The 24919-nt window shown below is 64.8% G+C and carries 23 protein-coding genes and 1 pseudogene; 13 read left to right on the top strand and 11 right to left on the bottom strand.

Translation table 11 applies throughout. The features are described from left to right. Positions 1-23 precede the first annotated feature (23 nt). The 3 genes from QM797_RS11025 to cofC form a co-directional block, all read right to left on the bottom strand. A complete protein-coding gene (locus tag QM797_RS11025) occupies positions 24-959 on the bottom strand; it encodes an NUDIX hydrolase (protein ID WP_283275591.1) in 936 nt (311 codons plus the stop codon). Further along, a complete protein-coding gene (locus QM797_RS11020) occupies positions 959-3079 on the bottom strand; it encodes an RNA degradosome polyphosphate kinase (RefSeq protein WP_283275811.1) in 2121 nt (706 codons plus the stop codon). Before QM797_RS11020 ends, QM797_RS11025 begins: the two co-directional genes overlap by 1 nt. A 157-nt stretch (positions 3080-3236) precedes the next feature. Beyond that, positions 3237-4007, bottom strand: a complete 771-nt coding sequence (cofC, locus tag QM797_RS11015) for a 2-phospho-L-lactate guanylyltransferase (protein ID WP_283275590.1) — start codon at positions 4005-4007, stop codon at positions 3237-3239. Positions 4008-4128: 121 nt separating this feature from the next. On the opposite strand from cofC, the gene QM797_RS11010 reads away from it, so the two are divergent. Then, entirely contained in the window at positions 4129-5127 is a 999-nt protein-coding gene (locus QM797_RS11010) for an NAD(P)H-dependent glycerol-3-phosphate dehydrogenase (protein WP_283275589.1), read from the top strand. A 73-nt stretch (positions 5128-5200) separates the two neighbouring features. Further along, a complete protein-coding gene (locus QM797_RS11005) occupies positions 5201-6307 on the top strand; it encodes a D-alanine--D-alanine ligase family protein (protein ID WP_283275588.1) in 1107 nt (368 codons plus the stop codon). 9 nt (positions 6308-6316) lie between these two features. Here the strand turns inward: QM797_RS11005 and QM797_RS11000 are convergent, their stop codons facing one another. Further along, positions 6317-6925, bottom strand: coding sequence for a DUF3515 domain-containing protein (locus QM797_RS11000; protein ID WP_502942312.1), 609 nt, complete (start codon positions 6923-6925; stop codon positions 6317-6319). Positions 6926-6928: 3 nt separating this feature from the next. Next, complete coding sequence (locus QM797_RS10995; protein ID WP_283275587.1) at positions 6929-7177, bottom strand: Lrp/AsnC ligand binding domain-containing protein; 249 nt, start codon at positions 7175-7177, stop codon at positions 6929-6931. 152 nt (positions 7178-7329) lie between these two features. Between QM797_RS10995 and QM797_RS10990 the strand changes: the two genes are divergently transcribed. From QM797_RS10990 to QM797_RS10980, 3 genes are read left to right on the top strand one after another with little or no spacing between them, the layout of a single operon-like run. After that, positions 7330-8358 (top strand): thiamine-phosphate kinase, encoded by a 1029-nt coding sequence (locus QM797_RS10990; protein WP_502942328.1) that lies wholly within the window; start codon positions 7330-7332, stop codon positions 8356-8358. Positions 8359-8397: 39 nt separating this feature from the next. Then, on the top strand, positions 8398-8922 hold the full coding sequence (locus QM797_RS10985) for a gamma carbonic anhydrase family protein (protein ID WP_032377016.1): 525 nt from the start codon (positions 8398-8400) through the stop codon (positions 8920-8922). Continuing rightward, a complete protein-coding gene (locus QM797_RS10980) occupies positions 8919-9611 on the top strand; it encodes a uracil-DNA glycosylase (protein WP_283275586.1) in 693 nt (230 codons plus the stop codon). Before QM797_RS10985 ends, QM797_RS10980 begins: the two co-directional genes overlap by 4 nt. 21 nt (positions 9612-9632) lie before the next feature. Here the strand turns inward: QM797_RS10980 and QM797_RS10975 are convergent, their stop codons facing one another. The 6 genes and pseudogenes from QM797_RS10975 to rpmB form a co-directional block, all read right to left on the bottom strand. Next, complete coding sequence (locus QM797_RS10975) at positions 9633-10448, bottom strand: enoyl-CoA hydratase/isomerase family protein (protein WP_283275585.1); 816 nt, start codon at positions 10446-10448, stop codon at positions 9633-9635. Positions 10449-10510: 62 nt separating this feature from the next. Continuing rightward, positions 10511-11905: an ATP-binding protein gene (locus QM797_RS10970; RefSeq protein WP_283275584.1), complete on the bottom strand. Its 1395-nt coding sequence runs from the start codon at positions 11903-11905 to the stop codon at positions 10511-10513. Between the two features lie 94 nt (positions 11906-11999). Then, positions 12000-12557 (bottom strand): annotated as a pseudogene (locus tag QM797_RS10965) (response regulator transcription factor); the annotation flags it as partial. Positions 12558-12657: 100 nt separating this feature from the next. Then, positions 12658-13302: a phosphatase PAP2 family protein gene (locus tag QM797_RS10960; RefSeq protein ID WP_283275583.1), complete on the bottom strand. Its 645-nt coding sequence runs from the start codon at positions 13300-13302 to the stop codon at positions 12658-12660. Continuing rightward, positions 13299-13871 carry a M15 family metallopeptidase gene (locus QM797_RS10955; RefSeq protein WP_283275581.1) on the bottom strand — a complete coding sequence of 191 codons (573 nt, stop codon included), beginning with the start codon at positions 13869-13871 and terminating at the stop codon, positions 13299-13301. The genes QM797_RS10960 and QM797_RS10955 overlap by 4 nt, the downstream gene beginning before the upstream one ends. A 204-nt stretch (positions 13872-14075) precedes the next feature. Further along, the gene (gene rpmB, locus QM797_RS10950) at positions 14076-14267 is read right to left on the bottom strand and encodes a 50S ribosomal protein L28 (RefSeq protein WP_008717389.1); all 192 of its coding nucleotides are present in this window, start codon (positions 14265-14267) and stop codon (positions 14076-14078) included. A gap of 274 nt (positions 14268-14541) precedes the next feature. Here rpmB and QM797_RS10945 point away from each other — a divergent pair, with 274 nt between their 5' ends. The 8 genes from QM797_RS10945 to rpmF all read left to right on the top strand — a co-directional run bounded on the left by QM797_RS10945 (position 14542) and on the right by rpmF (position 24893). Next, complete coding sequence (locus tag QM797_RS10945; RefSeq protein ID WP_283275580.1) at positions 14542-16221, top strand: DAK2 domain-containing protein; 1680 nt, start codon at positions 14542-14544, stop codon at positions 16219-16221. A 12-nt stretch (positions 16222-16233) separates the two neighbouring features. After that, positions 16234-18495: an ATP-dependent DNA helicase RecG gene (gene recG / locus QM797_RS10940; RefSeq protein WP_283275579.1), complete on the top strand. Its 2262-nt coding sequence runs from the start codon at positions 16234-16236 to the stop codon at positions 18493-18495. A gap of 110 nt (positions 18496-18605) precedes the next feature. Further along, positions 18606-22022 (top strand): pyruvate carboxylase, encoded by a 3417-nt coding sequence (locus tag QM797_RS10935; RefSeq protein WP_283275578.1) that lies wholly within the window; start codon positions 18606-18608, stop codon positions 22020-22022. Continuing rightward, on the top strand, positions 22019-22585 hold the full coding sequence (rsmD, locus tag QM797_RS10930; protein ID WP_283275576.1) for a 16S rRNA (guanine(966)-N(2))-methyltransferase RsmD: 567 nt from the start codon (positions 22019-22021) through the stop codon (positions 22583-22585). The genes QM797_RS10935 and rsmD overlap by 4 nt, the downstream gene beginning before the upstream one ends. 13 nt (positions 22586-22598) lie before the next feature. Beyond that, a complete protein-coding gene (gene coaD, locus QM797_RS10925) occupies positions 22599-23087 on the top strand; it encodes a pantetheine-phosphate adenylyltransferase (protein ID WP_283275574.1) in 489 nt (162 codons plus the stop codon). Positions 23088-23222: 135 nt separating this feature from the next. Then, positions 23223-24011: a DivIVA domain-containing protein gene (locus tag QM797_RS10920; RefSeq protein ID WP_283275807.1), complete on the top strand. Its 789-nt coding sequence runs from the start codon at positions 23223-23225 to the stop codon at positions 24009-24011. Between the two features lie 90 nt (positions 24012-24101). Next, positions 24102-24710 carry a YceD family protein gene (locus tag QM797_RS10915; RefSeq protein ID WP_283275573.1) on the top strand — a complete coding sequence of 203 codons (609 nt, stop codon included), beginning with the start codon at positions 24102-24104 and terminating at the stop codon, positions 24708-24710. Further along, positions 24711-24893 (top strand): 50S ribosomal protein L32, encoded by a 183-nt coding sequence (rpmF, locus tag QM797_RS10910; RefSeq protein ID WP_032397784.1) that lies wholly within the window; start codon positions 24711-24713, stop codon positions 24891-24893. Positions 24894-24919 lie beyond the last annotated feature (26 nt).

The following is a 24919-nucleotide window of genomic DNA, read 5'->3' as shown; positions in this document are numbered from 1 at the left end:
TACTGTCGTTCGTTTTGCGTCCCCTAGCCGCCGGTGACGAGGGTGGGTAGGGGGCTGGCGATGTGGTCGGCCGCAACGAGTCTGCCGTCGTGACGCGAGAGCACCCACACGCTGCCTTTTCGATTCCTGTTGGCAGGCAACGTGATTCCGTCCTTTTCGGCCCACCAGCGCATCAGGTCGGGGATCACCTTGCCCTGGCTGCAGACAACGGGCGTGCCGGGCAGCTCGGCTATGTCGCGAGCGCGGTGGCGCCCCTTGCGCGGGTCATCGGCGTAACCCTCCTCGGACAGCAGGTGCTCCGGACTTATCTCCGCCCCCAACGATTCTGCGAACGGAGCAACCGTCTGAACACACCGGGTACGGTCGGCCGAGTACACCGCGTCGGCCCCGAATGCCCGAAGCAGCGAGACCAGTGACTCGGCCTGTCGTCGTCCGGTCTTGTCGAGCGGACGATCGACGTCGTTGCCCTTGTACCGCGAGCGCGATCCGGCACTGCCGTGACGGACCAACAGGACGGTCGAGGTGTCGGCGGGTGTGGCCACGAACCGGCGAAGAATCTTGTGGTCCATGGGATACGAGAGTTCGCGACCGATGTCCGCGGGTGCTATCCAGCGCACCTCGTCCACCTCTGCGTTGGGGACGAACTCGCCACCGGTTGCCTCGGCCGCCCAGTAGAGGACCTTCTTCATCCGGCGGTGGCCCGGGATCGGGTACGTGACGTAGGACAGCGACCGTCCCAGTCGTGAGTCGAATCCGGTCTCCTCCTTGACTTCTCGGACTGCCGCATCGACTGCGGTCTCACCGGGATCGAGTTTTCCCTTGGGGAACGACCAGTCGTCGTACTTGGGCCTGTGCACCAACGCGATCTCGACGGCACCGTCGCTGCGCGGCGATCGTCGCCACAGAACGGAGCCGGCCGCAAAGATGTTGGCGCGAGGGGAGCCATCGGAGGTTCCCATCAGGACGCCTGATTCCTCCGGCTACGCATCAACTCCACCTGATGCTCACGGACTGTCTCACCCTGCGCCGGTGAGGCGACCCAGCCGCCGTCCGGTCCCAACTCCCAGCAGCGCGTGGTGGGGTCGAGGGCGGAATCGAAGATCTCGCTCAGCTGGTTCGCCAGCCGCGTGTCCTTGACCTGAGCCATCACCTCGACTCGGCGATCGAGGTTGCGGTGCATCATGTCCGCACTGCCGATCCAGAACTCGTCGGCACCCTGAAAATGCAGAACTCGCGAGTGTTCGAGGAATCTGCCCAGGATGGAGCGAACCTCGATGTTCTCCGACAGTCCTGGAACTCCCGGCTTGAGCGCGCAGATACCGCGAACCACCACCTTGACCGAAACGCCTGCGATGGACGCGCGGTACAGCGCGTCGATGACCTGCTCGTCGACCAACGCGTTCGCCTTGAGACGAATCCCCGCCGCACGTCCCTGCTTGAGGTGTTCGACCTCGGCCTCGATGCGTTCGACGATGCCGCGGCGCACTCCGTACGGTGCAACGAGGAGGTTGCGGTACTTGGACTTTCGTGAGTAGCCGGTGAGCGAGTTGAACAGATCGGTGAGGTCGGCACCGATTTCCGGGGACGACGTGAACAAACCGACGTCCTCGTAGATGCGTGCTGTCTTGGGGTTGTAGTTGCCGGTTCCGATGTGGCAATACCGGCGAATGACCGACCCTTCTCGGCGCACCACGAGACAGGTCTTGCAGTGCGTCTTGAGGCCGACGAGGCCGTACACCACGTGCACGCCTGCCTTTTCCAGCTTGCGAGCCCACTCGATGTTGGCCTGCTCGTCGAAACGTGCCTTGATCTCGACCAGTGCAACCACCTGTTTGCCCGCACCGGCTGCATCGACGAGCGCATTGACGATCGGGGAATCTCCCGACGTGCGATACAGCGTCTGCTTGATGGCGAGCACCTGCGGGTCGGCCGCTGCTTGCTCGATGAAGCGTTGAACGCTGGTGGAGAACGAATCGTACGGATGATGCACCAGGACATCGCCGTCGCGCAGTGTCGAGAACACGCTCTTGGGGGTCTCGCGCTCGCCGAACGCCGGATGGGTCGCCGGAACGAAGGGTGCGTCCTTCAGATTGGGACGGTCGACGCTGTAGACCTGCCACAGGCACGACAGATCGAGCAGTCCGGGTACCTGGATGACGTCGCCGGGATCGACATCGAGTTCACGCAGCAGCAATTCGAGCATGTGCTCGGTCATGTCGTCGGCGATCTCGAGGCGGACCGGTGAGCCGAAACGCCTGCGGGCCAGCTCGCGCTCGAGCGCCTGCAGCAGATCCTCGTCGCGGTCTTCCTCGACCTCGAAATCGGCGTTGCGCGTGATGCGGAACGCGTGAGACTCGACGACCTGCATGCCGGGGAAGAGTACGTCGAGGTGCGCCGAGATCAACTCCTCCATCGACAGAAAGGCGTCGATGCGATGGGAGCCTTCGCCGCGCTTGACCCGCACGAAGCGATCGACGTTGTCGGGGACCTTCACGCGAGCGAAATGCTCACCGGTTGTGGAGTAATCCTTCACCGTCACAGCGAGATTGAGGCTCAGGCCGCTGATGTAAGGGAACGGGTGAGCGGGGTCGACGGCCAGTGGTGTGAGTACCGGAAAGACCTGTTCGGTGAAGTACTGCGAGAGCCGGGCACGTTCGTCGCTGTCCAGATCCGACCACCGGATGATCGCGATGCCTTCGGCGGTGAGCTCCGGCAGAATCGAATCCAGCAGCACTCGCGCATGTTTGAGTGCCAGCTCTTGAGTGCGTTGGCCGATCACCGCGAGCTGTTCGCGCGGAGTCATACCGTCGGCGGATCTGACGGAGAGACCGGTTTCGTCGCGACGTTTGAGGCCGGCCACTCGGACCATGTAGAACTCGTCGAGATTCGACGCGTAGATCGCGAGAAACTTGGCCCGTTCGAGTAGGGGGAGCGACGAGTCCTCTGCCAGAGCGAGGACACGTGAATTGAAGTCGAGCCAGCTCAATTCCCGGTTGAGGTAGCGATTTTCGGGGAGCACGGTGGCGATGTCCACCGACTCCGGAGTGGCAGCCGGTAGTGCGGAGGGGATGCTCGGCATCGTCGCTGCGATCGGAGCGCTCCAAACCGGCTCCGAACCGGTGCCCGCCCCGGTCTCCATGGACGGATCTTCGTTCGCTGGCTGTGTGTCGTCTCTGCTCACCGGACGATCATCCCCCATACCCGGCGTGGGTGAAACTCCGATGGGCGAAACTCGCTCACGCAGTTGTCGCCGATGCGTCGTCGTTCCAACCGAGCGAGCGCAGGACGGCCACCGTCGCCGGTCCTACCCCGAGTCGGTGTGCTCTGCGGACGTCGACTGCTGTGTCGACGTCGAGCCGCAGACCCGGCCAGATGCCGTCGAGTTTCGATGCTCCGGACTCTGCGTGGCGGCGCGCGGAGTCCACCCCGAACAGTGGTGCGAGCTCGCCGGGGGAGTCCTTGAGGATCAAAGCGGCGGTACCGGTGCCGTGATGATCGACCACCAGTGATCGGCCTCCGCGGCGCGCAGAGGCGTATGCCTGAGCGAGTTCGGCGGGACGCATGGCCGGCAGGTCGGCTTGCAGCGCGATGATGTCGACACGGGCGGCGGCGTCATGCCCGCGTCGGTGGCCGATTACCTCTTCGCGCCGCAACACGGCCGCCGCGGACGCGAACGCGTGGTTGAGACGCGCGTCCGGTGGCTGTGCGGGATCGCCGACCGGCTCGTCGAACACTCGTGCGCCGATCCTTCGGGCGGTCTCTGCGACGAGGGGATCAGGGGTGACCACCGTCACCAAATCCACCACCGACACGGCGCCTGCGGCGGCCACGGTGTCGCTGAGCATCGCGAGCACCAATCGTGTTCGCTCGGGACCCGAGAATTCTGCCGCCAAGCGTGACTTCGCCGCCGCGAGATCCTTCACTGCGATGAGGACTGCGACGATGCGGCGCGCAGGGTCGGACGACGCGGCCACTCGGTCGCCGTCGTCGGATCGTGTTGCACCCATGGTGCTCGATCCTGCCAGCGTCGCGGATCTGTGCCGACTCCGACCGCCCGAGCAGGTTGTCGAGTTAGGGTGATGCGCGCGAAGAACGAGGGCATCGGCAAGCAGGTGAGGGGTTGGCGGTATGAGCAGAGCAGCGGTAATGGGTTCGGGGTCGTGGGGAACGGCATTCGCGAAAGTATTGGCCGATGCCGGGACCGACGTCACGATGTGGGCCCGCCGTGAAGAGCTCGCTGCATCCATCACCGACGACCACGAGAACAAGGACTACCTTCCGGGTATCGAGCTGCCCTCGTCGATCCGCGCGTCAAGCGATCCCGCTCGTGCTCTCGACGGAGCCGACATCGTGGTGTTGGCCGTGCCGTCGCAGAGTCTGCGCACCAACCTGGGGGAGTGGACCGACTCGATCCCGCCGCACGCGACACTGCTGTCGTTGGCCAAAGGAATCGAGACCGGAACGCTCATGCGCATGAGCCAGGTGATCGCTCAGGTCACCGGAGCAGATCCGAGTCGGGTGGCGTGTCTGTCCGGGCCCAACCTTGCGCGCCCGATCGCCGAGGGACAGCCTGCCGCCACCGTCATCGCATGCTCGGACTCCCAGCGTGCCCTCGAGATCCAGAAGTCCTGCGCCACCGGTTACTTTCGGCCGTACACGAACTCCGATGTCATCGGTGCCGAGATCGGTGGAGCGTGCAAGAACGTCATCGCTCTCGCGTGCGGGATGGCCAGTGGCGTCGGGTACGGAGAGAACACTCTCGCATCGATCATGACCAGAGGTTTGGCCGAGATCATCCGACTCGGCGTAGCACTCGGTGCCACGCCGTCGACACTGTCCGGTCTGGCCGGCGTCGGCGACCTCGTCGCCACGTGTTCCTCGCCCCTCTCGCGCAACCGCACATTCGGTGAGCGCCTCGGTTCGGGTGGTTCCCTCGAAAGCGCGCAGGAAGCTGCGCACGGTCAGGTTGCCGAAGGTGTGAAGTCCTGCACATCGGTGCGTGCGCTCGCCGAGAGCTACGACGTGGAGATGCCGCTGACCGATGCGGTGCACCGGGTGTGTCACGGGGGCATGTCCGTTCCGGACGCGGTCGGTCACCTGTTGGGACGACGTATCAAGCCCGAGTGAAGCCGTGTTCGCGGCCTCGCGACCGACAGGGCGAATCCGCGTCGAGCACGTAGCGACGGTACGGTTTCTCATCGTGAGTACTCCCCGCATCAAAGTTGCCGTCGTCTTCGGTGGCCGCAGCAGTGAGCACGCCGTGTCCTGTGTATCGGCAGGTAGCGTGCTGCAGAATCTCGATCCGGCCAAGTACGAGGTGGTTCCGGTGGGCATCACCCCGGACGGTGCCTGGGTTCTCGGCTCCTCCGATGCCAGTGCACTGACGATTCACGACCGGGTGCTGCCGACCGTGAACAAGGCCGGTGCGGCACTCACCCTCAGTACCGACCCGGGCCACGCCGGTGCGCTGATCGCTCTCGGCGAGGGAGAGGGCGCAACGGTCTTCACATCTGTCGACGTGGTGTTCCCTGTACTGCACGGTCCGTACGGCGAGGACGGAACACTGCAGGGCCTGCTCGAGTTGGCGGGCGTCCCGTACGTCGGGCCAGGGGTGTTGGCCAGCGCGGCCGGCATGGACAAGGAATTCACCAAGAAGCTGCTCGGTGCCGAAGGGCTTCCGATCGGTCGCCAGGTGGTACTTCGCCGCGGCGTCGACGACCTCACCACTGTCGAGCGAGACCGGATCGGGTTGCCCGCGTTCGTCAAACCGGCCAGAGGCGGATCGTCGATCGGTATCTCCCGCATCACCGAGTGGGATCAATTGGACGCCGCGATCGCCGTCGCGCGTGACCACGACCCCAAGGTGATCGTCGAGGGAATGATCCACGGCCGCGAGGTCGAGTGCGGTGTCCTCGAATTTCCGGACGGCACGGTGCGCGCGAGCGCCGTTGCCGAAATCCGCATTCCGGACGCAGAGGTCGACGATCACGCTTTCTACGACTTCGACACCAAATACCTCGACGACGTCAGCGAATTCGATATCCCGGCTGCACTCGACGATGCGACCAGCGACCGCATTCGCGAACTCGCCGTTGCCGCGTTCCGGGCGTTGGACTGTCAGGGGCTGGCGCGAGTGGACTTCTTCGTCACCGAAGACGGCCCGGTCATCAACGAGATCAACACGATGCCCGGATTCACCTCCATCTCGATGTACCCCAAGATGTGGGCGGAATCCGGTGTCGACTACCCGACGCTGATCACCACCTTGATCGACACCGCGCTCGCCCGCGGGACGGGATTGCGCTAGCTCCGTCGGCTACTGCAACGGAGCCGGATCGAGTGGCTGCTGAGGTAGTGCGTTCGACACCGCCGATGACGTATCCTGCAGCGGCGTCGGCCCGGAATCGCCCGGAATCGTCAGGGCGATGTAGACACCTCGATCGACGACGAACCATGTGCTGGCGTCGATTCCGTCGTCCTCCCCGGACACCTCGAACCACTGGACGCCGTTGATGACCTGCAGCGGCGCAGCCACATCGAAGCCGACGGGACGGGTCAGCCCGCAGCGCAACACGACAGGCTCTGCGTTCTCCTCGGACGAGACCCACGCGCGAACCCCAGCCGGTGCAGGGTCGGCCAGCTCGGCTGCGGTGTAGTCGCCCAGATTCTCGGGCAGAGCGTCGAGCAACGACGCGCATTGCGCACTCGTGGCGTCGGGGGAGTCGACCGGGCCCAACGCGACCGGATCGTGGACCGGAGAGCGGTTCACCGCAATGGCGGCAACCAGAACCCCGACCACCAACGCAACCGGCAACGCGATCGCAGTGGCGATCACGGCGGGGTGTCGTTGTTCGCGGATGCCGTCGGTGTCGGTCCTGCCGTCGGTGTCGTCGTGGGCGTCGTTGCCGGGGTCGGTCGAGCTCACGAGCTATCCGACCGACGCGGTCGGCTGTGGAGCGACCGGACAGGTGAGAGTGCGAGTGATGGCGTCCACCTTCTGGATGCGGGAGACGATCTCGGCAACCTCGGCGTCGGATGCACCGTCGGCGCGCGCGATGACGTCGTAGGGCCCGACGACGGCCTCCGCGGAGACCACTCCGTCGACGGCCTCGATCTGCTGCGCGACTGCCGTCGCGCGGCCCACCTCGGTCTGAACGAGAACGAATGCTTGCACCATCGGTGGTCCCTTTCCCTGCCGGACTTCTCGACTGTAAATTGGGTCGGCTACGTTCTCTGTGCACGTAACCCTGCAGCGTCGGTGCTGTCCCGGCCGCCGCTAAAAGGTACCGCAGGCGGGCCACGCGCTCCGCGCGAGTCCGTCGCGCACGCATCGCGTTCTCGAGGAGGAACATCATCGACGACCCCGGCACCGAGTCGGCCACAGACACCGAACCTACCGTCGCGCAGGTCGGCGAATTCGAGGTCATCTCCCGCGCCGTCGCAGACCGTGTGCAACCTCCGTCGACCATCGTCGGGCCCGGTGACGACGCCGCCGTCGTCGCCGCGCCCGACGGAAGAATCGCGGCATCGACGGATATGTTGGTGCACGGCAGGCATTTTCGGCTGGACTGGTCCAGTCCGGTGCAGATCGGCCGCAAGGCTATCGCGCAGAACGGCGCGGACATCGCCGCGATGGGCGCTCGGTGTTCGGGTTTTCTCGTTTCTCTCGGATGTCCGGCCGATACGCCGGTGCGTGTGACCGACGGCCTCAACGAGGGTATGTGGCTCGAGGCGGTGGCCGCGGGATCGGCCATCGTCGGTGGTGATGTGGTTCAGTCACCGGAGCTGGTGATCTCGGTCACCGCCCTCGGTGATCTCCAGGGCAGGGCACCGGTGCTGCGATCGGGTGCGCGTGTCGGTGACCTGATCGCCTACGCGGGGCGGCTCGGCTGGTCGGCCGCCGGACTCGCTCTACTGCTGGCGGACATGGACAGAACGGGCCACGACGCTGTGCTCGACGCACATCGAGTTCCCGTCCCGCCGTACCGCGCCGGGGTCGGGGCCGCCGAGGCCGGCGCGACGTCACTCACCGACGTCTCCGATGGATTGTTGTCCGACCTGGGCCACATAGCCGATGCTTCGAACGTCCGAATGGACATCGATCCCGAGCTGCTGGACATTCCCGCCGAATTGCGTTCGGCAGCAACGGCAGTGGGAGTCGATCCGCTGGATTGGGTACTCACCGGCGGTGAGGATCATGCTCTCGTCGGCACGTTCGGCGATCACAGTGCCGTTCCGGCGGAGTGGACGGTGATCGGCCGTGTCGAGCACCTCGGTGACGATCGGGCGAGTCGGGTGACTGTCGACGGCCGCGTCCATTCGGGTAGATCGGGGTGGACGAGCTTCGAGAGCGAGTGAACGCGGCCGACGTCCGATCGAGTCGGCTAAGTTCCTGAGATGGCTATCTACGCACTCGGAGATCGTGAACCCGACATTCATCCCGACGCCTACGTCCATCCCGACGCGGTCGTCATCGGCGCGGTGACTCTGGCGGCCGGATCGTCCGTGTGGCCCACCGCAGTTCTGCGGGCGGACTACGGCACGATCACCATCGGCGCGGGGACCAACGTCCAGGACGGGACGGTGGTGCACTGCACACCGATCGACGCGACGGTGATCGGCTCCGGATGCGTACTCGGGCACAATGCGCACGTCGAAGGTGCGGTCATCGGAGACAACTGCCTCATCGCCTCGGGCTCGGTGGTGCTGAACGGCTCGAAGATCGGGGCGGGTTCGATCGTAGGGGCGGGAGCAGTGGTGCCGTTCAAGTTCGTCGTTCCCGAACGTTCCATGGCGCTCGGTGTTCCAGCGAAGATCCGGGAGGGGTACCAAGTCCCCGAGGGGCATGTGGACATCAACGTACAGATGTACTCGGCCAATGCCGCGTACTACCGTGACGCGCTGCGCCGGATCGACCGATGACGCCCCGGCCGCTCGCCGAGAGCGTCGAATCGGGGTGGGCGGACGCCCTTGCTCCCGTCGAGTCGAATGTTGCTGCGATGGGCGACTTTCTACGGGAAGAGCTTGCCGCCGGTCGGCACTACTTGCCTGCGGGCGAGAACGTTCTACGCGCTTTCCGCTATCCCTTCGACCGAGTCCGGGTCCTCATCGTCGGTCAGGATCCGTATCCGACACCGGGACACGCAGTGGGACTGAGCTTTTCCGTTGCACCGGACGTGAGACCCGTGCCGCGCAGCTTGAGCAACATCTTCAAGGAGTACTCCGACGACCTGGGGTTACCCACGCCGAGCAACGGTGATCTCACACCATGGTCGGACCGCGGTGTGATGTTGCTGAACAGGGTGCTCACCGTCGAACCTTCCCAGGCCGCATCGCACCGAAAGAAGGGGTGGGAAGCGGTGACGGAGCAGGCGATTCGGGCTCTCGTCGCCCGAGCCGAGAATCCCGCCGCGCCGGGTCTGGTCGCGATTCTGTGGGGACGCGACGCGGCAACTCTGAAGCCGATGCTCGGATCTGTGCCGTACATCGAATCTGCGCACCCGTCACCGCTGTCCGCGTCACGCGGGTTCTTCGGGTCCAAGCCTTTCAGCCGGGTCAACGAGTTGTTGGTCGAGGGGGGAGACGAACCGATCGACTGGACGTTGCCCTGATCGGACGTTGCCGTAATCGGATCAGGAGAAATCGGGACGACGCTTCTCCACGAACGCGTCGACGCCCTCTCGTCCGGCCGGTGACGATGCGGCCGTCGAAATCGACGCGGCCTCGGCATCCAACTGCTGTGCCAGACTTGCTGATTCGGAGGCCTGTAACAGTGATTTGATGCCCCGGTACGCCGACGTCGGCCCGACGGCAAGGGTTCGAGCGAGGCGTTCGGCCTCGTTGTCGACGATGTCGTCGCCCACCAGTCGGCTGAGAATCCCGAGACGAACTGCTTCCTCCCCGTTGATGATCGAGTCGTTGAGAAGAATGTCCATCGCGCGGCCCGAACCGACGATGCGGGGCAGCGTCCACGACATTCCCCCGTCCGGAGTGAAGCCGATCGAGGGATACGCGGGTCGAAGCTTGGTGGACGGTCCGCCGATGGCGATATCCGTGAGACACACCAGGCTCATGCCCGCACCTGCCGCCCATCCGTGTACACCGGCGACGATCGGGACGGTGACGGCGGCAAGTTCACGAACGAACGTATGGAACGTGTCTGCGACGGAACCGACGAAGGCACCGCGATCGGCAGCACCGGCGAAAGCGCGCACATTGCCGCCGGCGCAGAAATTGGGCCCCCGACCGATGAGCAGGACGCTTCCGATCGCAGTTGCACCGGCGTTGACGGAGCGGAGGGTCGAGGTGCCGTCGTCGATGCCCTGGAGATCGAGCGAGGCACCGCCTGCCTCGGTGGCGACGACGATGCGCAGTACACCGTCCTCGATGCTGACCTTGCTGGAAATGTCTGCGTCCGAATAAGTCACGTTCGGGACTCTAACCGACATTTCTGGTCCGCCGTGGGGCCGCCGTGCTCGGGCACGGATGCGCGAGCCTGCTGCCGGGACCGCTACCGGGGTCGAAGACGGGGCAGCCGGACGCTGAAGACCGTGCTCGAATCCACCCGGTCGACGGTGATGGTGCCGCCGTGCAGGCGCACGTTCTCGACGGCGAGGGACAGTCCGAGACCGCTGCCCTCGCTGCGTCCACGAGCGGTGTCCACCTTGTAGAACCGTCGGAAGATCGCGTGGCTGTCGTCCGGTGATATCCCGGGCCCGTGGTCCACCACTGTCACGTCCACCCACTCGGGACGAGCGTTCATCTCCACGCGTACGGGGGGCTCGCCGTGACGCAGTGCATTACCCACGAGATTTGCGACCACCACGTCGATGCGTCGCGGATCCACGGTGGCGTCGATACTGTCCGGCCCACGCAGTTCGACGCTCTCTGCCCATCCGCGGCGGGTCAGTGAGCGTCGGACGAGCCCGACGAGGTCGACATCGTCGAGAACGAGGCGCGCCTGTTGCGCGTCGTGACGAGACATCTCGATGAGATCCTCGACGAGCCGAGTGAGCTTCCCGATCTCACCGCTGACGATCCGGGCAGCTGCTCCCGCATCGGGCGAGAGTTGGGGGATCTCCTCTCGAAGAATCTCGCCCACCGGAACGAGTGCTGCCAGTGGAGTTCTCAGCTCATGGGAGACGTCGGCGACGAACCTGCGCGCCTGCTCTTCCGACTCCTCCAACCCGCGAATGACCGTCTCGTTTCTGGCGATCATGGTGTTGAAGGTCGTCGTCAGCTCGGCGAGTTCGGTCACGCCCTCTTCGGAGAGTCGAACACTCAGATCACCGTCGGCGGCGCGGGCAGCGGCCCGATCGAGGCGTCGGAGTGGACGCACCAGGGTCGAGGCGATCCACAATCCGAGCAGCCCACTGACCAGTACTCCGCCCGCCATGGTGAGGCCTACGGCGCGCAGAAGATCGTCGAACTTGTCCTGCACGCCCTCGAGCGGTCGAATGGCGAGGACCGTGACCGAAGTTTCGTCGCCGTCCGGGTCGGTCGCCTCGAAGACACGGACGGACATGGCCAGCATGATCCGTTCGGAGTCGAGTCGGACGAAACGGATGATTCCGCGACCGTCCACCCCGGCCAGAAAGTCGGGGGAGAGCGTGGCCGGGTCGACCGAACCCCGTCGTACTTCGTCGTCGCCGACGAGCAACGTCGTGTCCGACGGAAAGAATTGTCCCAGTTCGGATGCCGTCGTTCGGGTCACCTGGGCCCCGTCGGCATCCCGGAGCTCGTCGCGGAACTGCGCCGTCGCCACGTCCTGCGCGTTGGAGTAGATCCACGATCGCGCCATTAACGACACCACACCGGCTGTTGCACCGGCGATGATCACGACGATGGTGATGAACACGAGGACGAGTCGGGTACGCAGGCCGTCGACTCGCAGCCGGGACAGCATCAACGAACCGGGCCGGGATCGAATCGATATCCGAACCCGCCACCGTTTCGATGGCGGCCGGTGCAGCGGGATCGTCCTCGATTTTTCCGCGTAATCTCTGGATCGCGGCGTCGACGATTCGGGAGTCACCGAGGTAGTCCTGATCCCATGCTGCAGACAACAATTGGCCTCGGCTGAGCACGTGACCCATGTTCTCGGTCAGGGCGAGCAGGAGCCGAAGCTCGGTCGGCGTCAGCGTCAGCAGAGTTCCGCCCTTTCTCACCTGTAGCGACGAACGGTCGACTGTCACATTGCCGTACTGCTCCACGATTGCGGTTGCCGCGGCCGCGGCGGGGGTCGTGTCGGTCGATCGTCTGACCACAGCCTTGATGCGCGCGTCCAGGACTCGTGGGCTTGTCGGTTTGACGACGTAGTCGTCCGCGCCGGCTTCCAGACCCGCAACGGTGTCGATGTCATCGGAGCGGGCCGTGAGGATGATGATCGGGATCGAACTCTGCGCTCGGATCCGTCGGCAGATCTCGTAGCCGTCGGCTCCGGGGAGACCGAGGTCGAGCAAGACGATCTCGGCGGAGGTGATTGCGTTGTCGAGATCACCGTTGCCGTCGGGGCGATGGTCGACTCGGTGACCGAGGCGGTTCAGCCCCAACGTCATTGCTTCGGCCACAGCTGGATCGTCCTCCACGAAGAGAATGTTCACCATGTCGAAGACCTTGTGCAGTAGGGGCGATAGCGATCGGCCAAGGGTACAGGGCTCACACCTGCGCGAGACGTTCGTTGTCGGGGTCCGCCAGCGTCGAATGTCGGGGGTCGGAGATCCTGATCGGAAATGCGGACACCGCCAGGGCATAGCATCCGACGAGCAGCAGCGCGCCCAGCGCGTCACTGGGGCGGTGCCATTTCAGGACGACGACCGACACGGCAGTTCCGAGGATGAGCAGTGCTCCGTTGATCGCGACGATGATCCGCCAGCGGCGAGCGGTTGCGAGGTAGACCGCACAGACGACAGCTGTGACGCAGGTGAGGGTGCCGCTGGGAAAGGAGTTGTGCTGGACGAGGCCGTCCAGGTTCGGTCGATCGAGCGAATACTTGAGAATCCAGGCCGTCGCAATCGGTCCGAGTGTCAAGATTCCTGCTCGCAGCGCAAGTGCAATCCTGTTGCCGCTGAACATGATCAGAAATGCGACGAGAACCGCTCCTGCGGCCGAGACCGGTGCGATGAGGTCGACGAATTCGGCGCAGACGTCGACGAGGTCCCCGGACAATGTTTCGGCGCTCACCATCAGTTCCTGATCCACCGTTTGGCCTGCGGTCGTCAACCCGCCCAGCCAGTAGACGACGACTCCCAGGTTCAGCAGTGCCAGCGCGGCGACCAGTCGTCTCGGTTCGACCCGTGTCATCGTCGGCCCTCCGCCCGTTCGTCGGACGGGTCGTCGAGTGGGACCGGGCAGGTGCCGCCGGCAGTGGTCGCCACCTCGAAGTGCCACATTTCGTTGGCATAGGTCTGGCACAGGCCGTAGTCGTTGCCGTGTTGGATCATCCAGTCGGCGGCATCCGTCGGTCCGACATCCACCGCTCGTCCGATGACATGCTTGGAATTGTTCGGGGTTTGCACCCATCGTCTGGCTTCGTCGGTGCTGCCGTAGCGGGTCACGGCATCGTCGAACAAGCGTTGCTGGTACGCCGCGGAACGCCATCCGGAGGTGACGTACACATCCACTCCGGACGATCTCGCGTCGGCAGCAGCGGAGTGCAGTGCCATGAGCAGAACGGGGTCGAGACGGGCCAGTGCGGGAAGATCGGTGCTGTCGAGGTCTATTCGGTCGTCTATCTCACCGCCGGCCGGCCCCGAGTCGGGCTGACTTTCCGGATAGTGTGCGGCTGTCGGCGTGTCGGGCACTGCGTTCGAGCATGCCGTGAGCGTCAGCGCTGCGAGCGCCGTGACGAAGAGTGTGCGTGTGGTCGCCATGCGTTCGAGACTGCTCGGCCGGTGTCACCGGCCAGTGCCCATGATTCGCCATTGTCGTCACGGTTCCGACCGGCTGTGTAACAGAACAGAACGGAACGGAAACGGAGGCTCACATGACTGTGCCCCGCCTCCGAATACTGGGGGCGGGGCACAGATCTCGCACGCAGTCGAGGCCGTGGAGGAAAACGAAGAGCGAGGCCGAAATCAGCCCCGGACCACCTTGCCTGCCTTCAAGCAGGAGGTGCACACGTTCATGCGCTTGGAGTTACCAGGCGCAACCTGAGCGTGAACGGTCTGGATATTCGGGTTCCAACGACGGTTGGTCCGTCGGTGCGAGTGCGAGACCGACTTACCGAAGCCGGGCCCCTTGGCGCATACGTCGCAGACGGCAGCCATAGTCGCGAACTCCTTGATAGATGTTGATCGATACATGTGGTCGAAGACATCGAAACGAACTGCGTGCAGATGCAAGGATTGCAATGCGTGAAGATCGCCTCGAGGCAACCCTGCAAGAATAGCGGCGCAGCACGCAATCACCAAACTGCCACCGCAGACGCTGCTCTGGGCTCACTGACGGCACCCGACGATCCTGCCCGACTAAGCTTCGGGCACTGTCCGCGACCGGAGTTCGGACAAGGGTATCGATGGAACGCGGGGGAGGCTGCTCGACGTGGTCGACGTTCTCGATTCGATCGATGCCGCGGCCCTGCGACGGTGGGCCTACCGGTGCGTCGATTCGCTCACTGCCCGGTGCGACGAGATCAATGCGCTCAACGTGTTCCCGATCCCCGATTCGGACACCGGTACCAATCTGATGTTCACCTTCCGGGCCGCGGTGGAGTCGATGCGAGGGGCCGGACCCGCCGCCGACACCCGTGCCATCGGGCGTGCACTGGCCGTCGGCGCGGTGGCGGGTGCCCGCGGCAACTCGGGCGTGATCGTCTCCCAGTTGCTGCGCGCGGTTGCCGAGGCTGCAGCGGACGGCCCATTGGACACCGTCTCGATCCAGGCGATGCTGCGACGCGCGCAGGTCCTGGTCTCGGATGCGGTGAGCGTTCCCGTCGAGGGCACGATGCTCACTGTGCTCGCCGCCGCCGGCCGCGATGCTGCGGCGCACGACGCCAATGTCGACCTCTCCACGCTGGTGATCGACATCGCCGAGGCCACTGCTCGCGCCCTCGACAGCACGACCGACCAACTTGTCGAACTCCGCGAGGCCGGGGTCGTGGACGCCGGAGCGCTCGGGCTCTCGGTCGTTTTCGATGCGCTGGTCGAAGTGGTGACCGGCCGTATCCCGCCGCGCAGGCGCTACCACCGCCCACGAAATCGTGAACGGACACTCGTGGGCGACGGTTCGAGCCCCACGAACGGCTGTACCGGAACACCCGAGACTGTGATGGGGTCCACACACGGCCGGCCCCTGGGGTACGAGGTGGTCTACGTCGTCCACGGGATCGACGACGCGCAGGCAACCGCACTCCGCGCGGCTCTGTCCGACCTCGGCGACTCGGTAGTGGTTGCCGGTGACGGATCCGGGGCCTGGTCTGCGCACGTCCACACCGCAGATCCCGGCGCTGCCGTCGATTGCGGCATCGGCACCGGAAGCGTTCGCGGGGTACGTATCTCGTGTTTCGGCTTGGCCGAGTTCGGTGCTGGGGTCGGCGGCGACGCACGCCGTGGGCCGGCGTTGTCGGTGGGACGCGATATTTTGGCGCTGGTGGCCGGTGACGGTGCCGCTGATCTCTACATTCAGGAAGGCGCGACGGTGGTGCGGTGTGACGAGCCGATCGACTCCTCGGTACTGCTGCGAGCAATTGTCGCAACCAAGCATCGCGAGGTGTTGGTGTTGCCGAACGGGGCGTTGTCGGCGCAAGAACTGGTTGCCGTCGGTGCCGCTGCCCGAGCCGACGGCAAGGACGTGATGATGCTGCCGTGCTCGGCGATGGTGCAGGGATTGGCCGCGCTCGCGGTGCACGACGCCGCCAGGGCTGCGGTCGACGACGCGTTCACGATGTCGGAGGCGGCGGCGGGAACCAGGTGGGGTTCACTACGCATCGCGCAGGAGCGGTCGCTCACGTGGGTGGGTATGTGCGAGCCGGGCGACAGCATCGGCCTGGCGGGGCAGGAGGTGGTGATCGTCGCCGCGCGTCCGCTCGACGCGGGGTGCCGTCTGATCGATCAGCTTCTGGCCACCGGCGCAGAGATGGTGACGGTGCTCGTCGGGGCTCAGACTTCGGCGGACTTCGGTGCCCAGCTGGCCGAGTACGTGACGGGCGCGCATCCTGGGGTCGACGTGGTGGTCTACGCAGGTGGGCAGCCCGGAGACCTCGTGCAATTCGGAGTGGAATAGGGAATTTCGGATATGGCAATGCTGGTGGACCGGCTCGATCACGTTCTCGGAGTCGCGGCGGCGACCCCGCTCGCAGACACCTTCGGTATTCATACCGTCGAGGATCTGCTGCGGCACTATCCGCATCGATACATGACGCACGGTTCCGAGCTCGGCGAAAGCGAGCCCCCCGAGGGCGAGCACATCACCATCGTCGCCACGGTCGAGTCCGCGACGCTGCGTTCGATGAAGAATCGCAACGGCCAGTTCCTCGCAGTGACGCTTGCCGCCGACGGACAGCGGATCGAGGCCACCTTCTTCAGTCCGCACAAGCTCAAGCACGTAGTCGTCCCCGGTCGGCGGGGAATGTTCTCCGGCAAGGTGAAGTACTTCGGTAAGCGGTGGAATCTCACCCACCCCAGCTATGTCATCTTGGGCGGAGACGACAACGACGGAGCCGTCGTGCCCGCGGGTCGCATCGTCGGTGGTGGAACTCTGGCCGGTCTGGCCCGCGGTGCGGTAGACGCGTCGGGAGCCGTCGACATGTCGGTGTTCGATCGGGCGTTCGTTCCGATCTACGCGGCCACCAAGGACGTCGAGAGTTGGACGTTCATGCGTTGCGTGCGGCAGGTCCTCGACCAACTCGACGATGTGACCGATCCGCTCCCCGAATCGGTGCGCCGAGAACGTGGACTCGTCGACATCGACACCGCGCTGCGGTCGGTCCATTTTCCCGACACCGCGCAGGACAAGGACTCCGCCCGTGAGCGGCTCAAATTCGACGAGGCTCTCGCCGTACAGCTCGTCCTCGCCGACCGTCGACGCGACGCATCGACTCGGGTGGCCGCGCGATGCCCGCCGATCACCGACGGCATCGCCGTCGAGTTCGATCGCCGACTGCCGTTCGAGCTGACGGCCGGTCAGCACGACGTCGCGGCCGAGATCGCCAACGATCTGTCTGCACCACATCCGATGTCGAGGCTGTTGCAGGGTGAAGTCGGCTCGGGCAAGACCATCGTCGCGCTGCGGGCGATGTTGCAGGTGATCGATGCCGGTCATCAGTGTGCGTTGCTGGCACCCACCGAGGTGCTCGCCTCCCAGCATGCGCGATCGATCAGGTCGATGCTCGGCAGTCTTGCCGCCGGTGGCGAGCTCGGATCGCACGAGCTCGCGACCAAAGTCGCTCTGCTGACCGGTTCGATGTCCACTGCGGCCAAGCGCTCCGCCTTGCTCGATGCCGTGACCGGAGATGCCGGGATCGTGATCGGTACCCACGCCCTGATCGAGGATCGCGTGGAGTTTCTCGATCTCGCGATGGTCGTCGTGGACGAACAACACCGATTCGGCGTCGAGCAGCGAGATGCGTTGCGGGCCAAAGCCCGCGGCAATACCAGTCCCCACTTGCTCGTGATGACAGCGACACCGATCCCGCGCACCATCGCGATGTCGACGCTCGGCGATCTCGAAACGTCGGTACTGAGGGAACTTCCTCGCGGCCGGTCACCGATCATCAGCAACGTAGTGCCTGCCAGAGCCAAGCCGGCGTGGGTGGATCGAGTGTGGCAACGCATCCGTGAGGAAGTCGCTGCCGGACGTCAGGCGTACGTGGTCTGCTCGCGGATCGGCGACGGCGACGACGCCGAGACGGGTAAGAAGACCGCTTCGAAATCCGACGACGGGCCGGAAACCACGGCCGCGGTGGATATGTACGACACCCTCGCGGCTGGTCCCATGCACGATCTCCGGGTGGGGTTGCTGCACGGGCGGCTGTCGGGTGACGACAAGGACATCACCATGTCCGAGTTCAATTCGGGAGAGATCGACGTCCTCGTCTGTACGACGGTAGTCGAAGTGGGCGTCGACGTTCCCAATGCGACGGTCATGGTGATCATGGACGCCGACCGATTCGGGGTCAGTCAACTCCATCAGTTGCGCGGTCGAATCGGTCGAGGCGGACACCAGGGTCTCTGCATCATGATCAGCTACCTCAGTCCCATGGGCGGTTCGTTCGCCCGGCTCGAGGCGGTGGCCGCGACCAACGACGGCTTCGAGCTGGCAAAACTGGACCTCGCCACCCGGCGAGAAGGTGACGTACTAGGTGCCGCGCAGTCCGGCACGGTCAGCGGCCTCAGACTGCTGTCGTTCATCGACGACGAGGACACCATCGCCGATGCGCAGGACTGCGCGCGGACGTTGTTCGCACGAGACCCGTCGTTGGCGAACGATCCTGGCATCGCGTCGATGATGCGGTCGGCCTGGCGATCGGACCGGGTCGATTACCTCCAGAAGTCTTGACCGACATCGAGCCCCTACTGCACCGTTTCAGTCGAAAGAATCGAACAATTCGTCCCGAATGGTGAGATCAGTAAGCCTCGGAGGCCCATGCTGCCGGGTAAGTTGAGCCAATGTTCTCCAAAGTTTTGGTTGCCAACCGCGGCGAGATCGCCATCCGTGCCTTCCGTGCTTCCTACGAACTCGGTGCCTCCACCGTTGCGGTGTTTCCGTTCGAGGACCGAAACTCGGTGCACCGGACGAAAGCCGACGAGGCATATCAGATCGGGGAGAAGGGCCATCCGGTACGGGCGTACCTCTCGGTCGACGAAATCGTCGCCGCCGCCAAGCGGAGCGGGGCCGACGCGGTGTACCCCGGGTACGGATTCCTCTCCGAGAACCCGGATCTGGCCGCAGCGTGTGTCGAGGCCGGCATCACCTTCGTCGGCCCCTCCGCCGATGTACTGGAGCTGACCGGCAACAAGGCACGCGCAATCGCGGCGGCGAAAGCCGCAGGGCTTCCGGTTCTGGCGTCGTCGGAACCCTCGTCCGACATCGACGAGCTCGTCGCAGCGTCGGAGACCATGACCTTCCCCCTGTTCGTCAAGGCGGTCGCAGGCGGCGGTGGCCGAGGGATGCGACGAGTTGCCGAACCGGCGCAGTTGCGTGAGTCCATCGAAGCGGCTGCGCGCGAGGCGGAGTCGGCTTTCGGAGATGCGACGGTATTCCTCGAGCAGGCCGTGATCGATCCTCGGCACATCGAAGTTCAGATACTCGCCGACGGCGAGGGCAACGTGGTGCACCTGTTCGAGCGTGACTGCAGCGTGCAGCGACGGCACCAGAAGGTCATCGAATTGGCTCCGGCACCGAACCTGCCCCCGGGGTTGCGCGAGAAGATCTGCGCCGATGCAGTCGCATTCGCGAAGCAGATCGGATACTCGTGTGCCGGTACCGTCGAGTTCCTGCTCGACACCCGCGGCAACCATGTCTTCATCGAGATGAATCCTCGAATTCAGGTGGAGCACACCGTCACCGAAGAGGTGACCGATGTGGACCTGGTGCAGTCCCAGTTGCGGATCGCCTCGGGGGAGACGCTCGCGGACCTCGGTCTGCAGCAGGAGAACATCGTGTTGCGCGGTGCCGCATTGCAGTGCCGCATCACCACCGAGGATCCGGCCAACGGTTTTCGACCCGACGTCGGCCGCATCACCGCCTACCGCACTCCCGGCGGTGCCGGTGTTCGGCTGGACGGTGGCACCACGCTGGGCGCGGAGGTCGGCGCATATTTCGATTCCATGCTCGTCAAGCTCACCTGCCGCGGCCGTGATTTCGACACCGCAGTGGCGCGTGCCCGACGTGCGGTGGCAGAGTTCAGGATTCGCGGCGTCGCGACGAACATCCCCTTCCTGCAAGCGGTTCTGGTCGACCCCGACTTCACCGCAGGGCGCGTCACCACCTCGTTCATCGAGGAGCGACCGGAACTACTGACGTCGCGCTCCTCGGGTGACCGTGGCACCAAGATTCTCACCTACCTGGCCGACGTGACGGTCAACAAGCCGCACGGTGAGCGTCCGTCCCCGGTGTACCCGCACGACAAACTTCCAGCTGTCGATTTCTCCGCGCCGATTCCCGACGGTTCGCGTCAGCGACTGCTCGCACTCGGGCCCGAGGGTTTTGCCCGAGATCTGCGCAACCAGAAGGCACTCGGCGTCACCGACACCACCTTCCGTGACGCGCACCAGTCCTTGCTGGCCACGCGTGTGCGCACGAGCGGATTGCTCGGTGTGGCCCCGTACGTGTCCCGCACGACGCCGCAGTTGCTCTCCATCGAGGCGTGGGGTGGTGCGACTTACGATGTGGCGCTGCGGTTCCTGCACGAGGATCCGTGGGAGCGACTTGCGAGTCTTCGAGAAGCCGTCCCCAACATCGCAATTCAGATGCTGCTGCGCGGTAGGAACACAGTCGGCTACACCCCGTATCCGGAGAAGGTGACCCGCAGTTTCGTCGCCGAGGCCACCGACACCGGAATCGACATCTTCCGCATTTTCGATGCTCTCAACAATGTCGATCAGATGCGCCCCGCAATCGATGCGGTGCGCGAAACCGGGACTGCGCTGGCCGAAGTGGCACTGAGCTACACCGGGGACCTGTCCAACCCGAACGAAGACCTGTATACCCTCGACTATTACTTGAAGTTGGCCGAGCAGATCGTCGATGCTGGAGCGCATGTACTCGCCATCAAGGACATGGCAGGGCTGCTTCGCGCACCAGCAGCCAAGACGTTGGTGACGGCGCTACGGTCGAACTTCGATTTGCCCGTACATGTGCACACGCACGACACACCCGGTGGTCAATTGGCCACCTACTTGGCAGCGTGGGAGGCCGGTGCCGACGCCGTCGACGGTGCCAGCGCGGCGATGGCCGGAACCACCAGTCAGCCCGCGCTGTCGGCGATCGTCGCGGCGGCGGCCCACACCGACCGGGACACCGGACTGGATCTGCAGGCCGTCTGCGATCTCGAGCCCTACTGGGAGGCCGTACGAAAGGTCTACGCGCCCTTCGAGTCCGGACTGCCGGCACCGACCGGCCGCGTCTACACCCACGAGATTCCCGGCGGTCAACTCTCCAACTTGCGGCAGCAAGCCATTTCGCTCGGACTCGGTGATCGGTTCGAGACGGTCGAGGCCAATTACGCCGCAGCAGACCGGATGTTGGGTCGCCTGACCAAGGTGACGCCGAGCTCGAAGGTCGTCGGTGATCTGGCCCTGGCTCTGGTCGGTGCGGGAGCATCGGCCGAAGAGTTCGCCGAGGACCCGAGTCGATACGACATCCCCGATTCGGTGATCGGATTCCTCCGTGGCGATCTGGGAACTCCTGCAGGTGGCTGGCCCGAGCCGCTGCGCACCAAGGCTCTCGAAGGCCGAGGTGCGGGCAAGCCGGTGACGCCGCTGACCGACGAGGACGAGAAGAGTCTCGACGGCACGTCTGCGCAACGCCGTACGACTCTCAATCGCCTGCTCTTTCCCGGCCCGACGGCGGAACTCGAGGCACACCGCGAGAAGTACGGCGATACGACCCGGTTGTCGGCCAACCAGTTCTTCTACGGGCTGCGTCAAGGTGAGGAGCATCGCGTCACCCTGGAGAAGGGAGTCGAACTGCTCATCGGGCTCGAAGCCATCTCCGACCCCGACGAGCGTGGCATGCGCACCGTCATGTGCATCCTCAACGGTCAGCTGCGACCGGTGTCGGTGCGCGATCGATCCATCTCGAGCGAGGTGCCGACGGTCGAGAAAGCGGACCGATCGAATTCCGGTCACATCCCGGCACCGTTCGCCGGTGTCGTAACCCTGTCTGTCGAAGAGGGACAGAAGATCTCGGCGGGTGACACCATCGCCACCATCGAGGCGATGAAGATGGAGGCGGCGATCACCGCGCCTCGCGGCGGCACGGTGACCCGGCTGGCAATCTCGGGTGTTCAGCAGGTCGAGGGTGGCGATCTGCTCGTCGTCGTCGGTGGGGGGTCGACGGGCGAAGAGGCCGGGAGCGAATGACGCGGATCGTGGCGGGTGTTGCAGGGGGCCGACGTCTGTCGGTTCCGGGCCAGGGCACTCGCCCGACATCCGAGCGTGTGCGGGAGGCTCTGTTCAGCTCGCTCGAGAGCCGGATGGACTTCGACGGTGCCGCGGTTCTCGATCTGTTCGCAGGATCGGGGGCGCTCGGGCTCGAAGCGCTCTCGCGTGGCGCATCGTCGGCGGTGCTGGTCGAGTCCGACGCGCGAGCGGCGGCGGTGGTGCGCCAGAACGTAGATTCGGTCGGGCTACCCGGTGCGTCGGTCAAGTGCGCACCGGTGGCCTCGGTATTGGCCGGTTCACCGGATGCGGAATACGACCTGGTGCTCGCCGACCCGCCGTATGCCGTCACCGACAGCGCGGTGACGGGTCTGCTGAACAGACTCGTCACTGGGGGATGGCTCGCGCCCGACGCAGTGGTCGTGCTCGAACGGTCTTCGCGCTCGCCGGAGACCGACTGGCCGGCTGGACTGGTCCCGGAGAAGTCGAAGAAGTACGGGCAGAGTCGAATCGAGATTGCGATCTGCACTCCAACGGTTGGCTGATAAGTTCGCGGGCATGACTGGCGCACTGTGTCCTGGATCCTTCGACCCGGTGACCAATGGTCATCTCGACATTTTCGAGCGAGCCGCTGCCGCGTTCGACGAGGTAGTGGTCACGGTGATGGTGAACAAGAGCAAGAAGGGCATGTTCAGCATCGACGAGCGAATCGAGATGCTCGAGGTCGCCACGGAGCATCTGCCCAACGTCAGGATCGGATCGTGGTACGGCCTGCTGGTCGATTATGCGCGGCAAGAAGGCTTTTCGGCAATAGTCAAAGGTCTGCGCAGCTCGGTCGATTTCGACTACGAGTTGCAGATGGCGCAGATGAATCGAACCCTCACCGGGGTGGATACGCTGTTCCTCCCGGCGAATCCAGCGCACAGCTTTCTGTCCAGTTCGCTGATCAAGGAAGTCGCGACCTTCGGGGGAGACGTCACGGGGATGCTGCCGCCGTTCGTACAGGAGCGACTGACCGCTCGTATAGCCGAGCGCGGCGCCGACTAGTTCGCGGAGCGACACACCGGGCGGGTATAGCGGCGACGCGCGTCTGGGCAGGCAGACTGTTAAGCGCAGCACTGTGTGGCTCGACCGCCCGGCGGTCGGCACGTGCAGTGGCAGATTCGACGATTGGGGAAACCGGTGTACCGCGTATTCGAGGCGCTCGACGAGCTCGTCGCCATTGTCGAGGAGGCGCGCGGCGTTCCGATGACTGCCGGGTGCGTCGTCCCCCGCGGCGATGTCCTGGAACTGCTCGACGACGTCCGTGACGCTATTCCCGGCGAACTCGACGATGCGCAGGACGTTCTGGATCATCGCGACAAGCTGGTGGGCGATGCCCGGGCCACGGCCGAGAAGACGGTGACCACCGCCAACGCCGAGGCTCAGGACACCGTCGAGAACGCGAGGGATTCTGCCGATCGCATTCTCGCCGACGCCAAGGCGCAGGCGGATCGCATGGTGTCGGAGGCATCGGCGCATGCCGACCAGCTCGTGGCCGATGCCGAGGCAGAAGCAGAGCGGACGGTGCTCGAGGGTCAGCGCGAGTACGAGGAATTGACCGTTCGAGCCCGCACCGAGGCCGACCGAATGATCGAGTCGGGCACGATGTCGTACGAGCGATCGGTGGCCGACGGCACCGCCGAACAGAACCGGTTGGTGTCCCAGACCGAGGTGGTGCAGACCGCGCACGCCGAGTCGGCGCGAGTGATCGACGGTGCCCATGCCGAATCCGATCGGATGCGTAGCGAGTGCGACGTGTACGTCGACACCAAACTCGCGGAGTTCGAGGAGTTCCTCAGTGGCACCATTCGCTCCGTTGGCCGCGGACGTCAGCAACTTCGAACCGGTTCCGGCGTCCCGGAATACGGCAGCGAGCCGTACGGTGAACCGTCGTACGGCAGCCAGGAAGGCCGTCGCAGCCGACACTGAGGGCGGTGATTTGCCCTCGTATGCACGCATGCGTATCGTTGTGAGGTTGCTTACCGACAGTAGGCATACCGACAGTAAGGAAGAACAGCCGTGCCCCCGCCCAAGAGAACGACCCGTCCCGAAGTGGACGGCGGATTCGTTCTGGACATCCTCAACCTCGGTCGTCGACCCGGGTCGACGAAGACCGTCGAGCGGACGGTTCCGGCTCCTTCCCGAATCGGCCTCGATGCGATCGCCATCGAAGCCGGTGTTCCGGTCTCGCTCGATCTGCAATTGCAGGCGGTATCGGAGGGCGTTCTCGTCACCGGTTCCGTTCGAGCTGCCACTGCCGGCGAGTGCACACGGTGCCTCGATCCGGTCAGCGGCAACGTCGACGTCTACCTGACCGAACTGTTCGCTTACCCGAACAGCATCACGGAGGAGACCACGGATGCGGACGAGATCCACCGCATCGTCGACGACCTGATAGACCTCGAACCCGTCATCGTCGACGCGGTCGGTTTGGAGCTTCCACTCCACCCCGTCTGCAGTGACGAGTGCGAGGGATTGTGCTCAGAATGCGGCGTTCGCCTGGCGATTGCTGAATCCGGCCACAGTCACGATACAATTGATCCTCGCTGGGCTGGACTTGCAGCCAAATTTGGCGTGGATCCAGAACCGAGCACAGAACTTGTGAACAACGAAGCCGAGGAGAAGTAAGTGGCTGTCCCGAAGCGCAAAATGTCGCGTTCCAACACGAGGTCGCGTCGTGCACAGTGGAAAACCACTGCGCCCACCCTCGTGACGTGCCCCAACCGTGGGTGCGGCGAGAAGACGCTGCCCCACATCGCGTGCCCCTCGTGCGGTACCTACAAGGGCCGCCAGGTCGTCGCAGCGGTCTGATTCCCGCTCCAGTGACCAACGAAGTA

The organism is Rhodococcus sp. IEGM 1381, assembly GCF_030056795.1.
Classification (GTDB): Bacteria; Actinomycetota; Actinomycetes; order Mycobacteriales; family Mycobacteriaceae; genus Rhodococcoides.
This window is presented reverse-complemented; position numbering and strand designations above follow the sequence as displayed.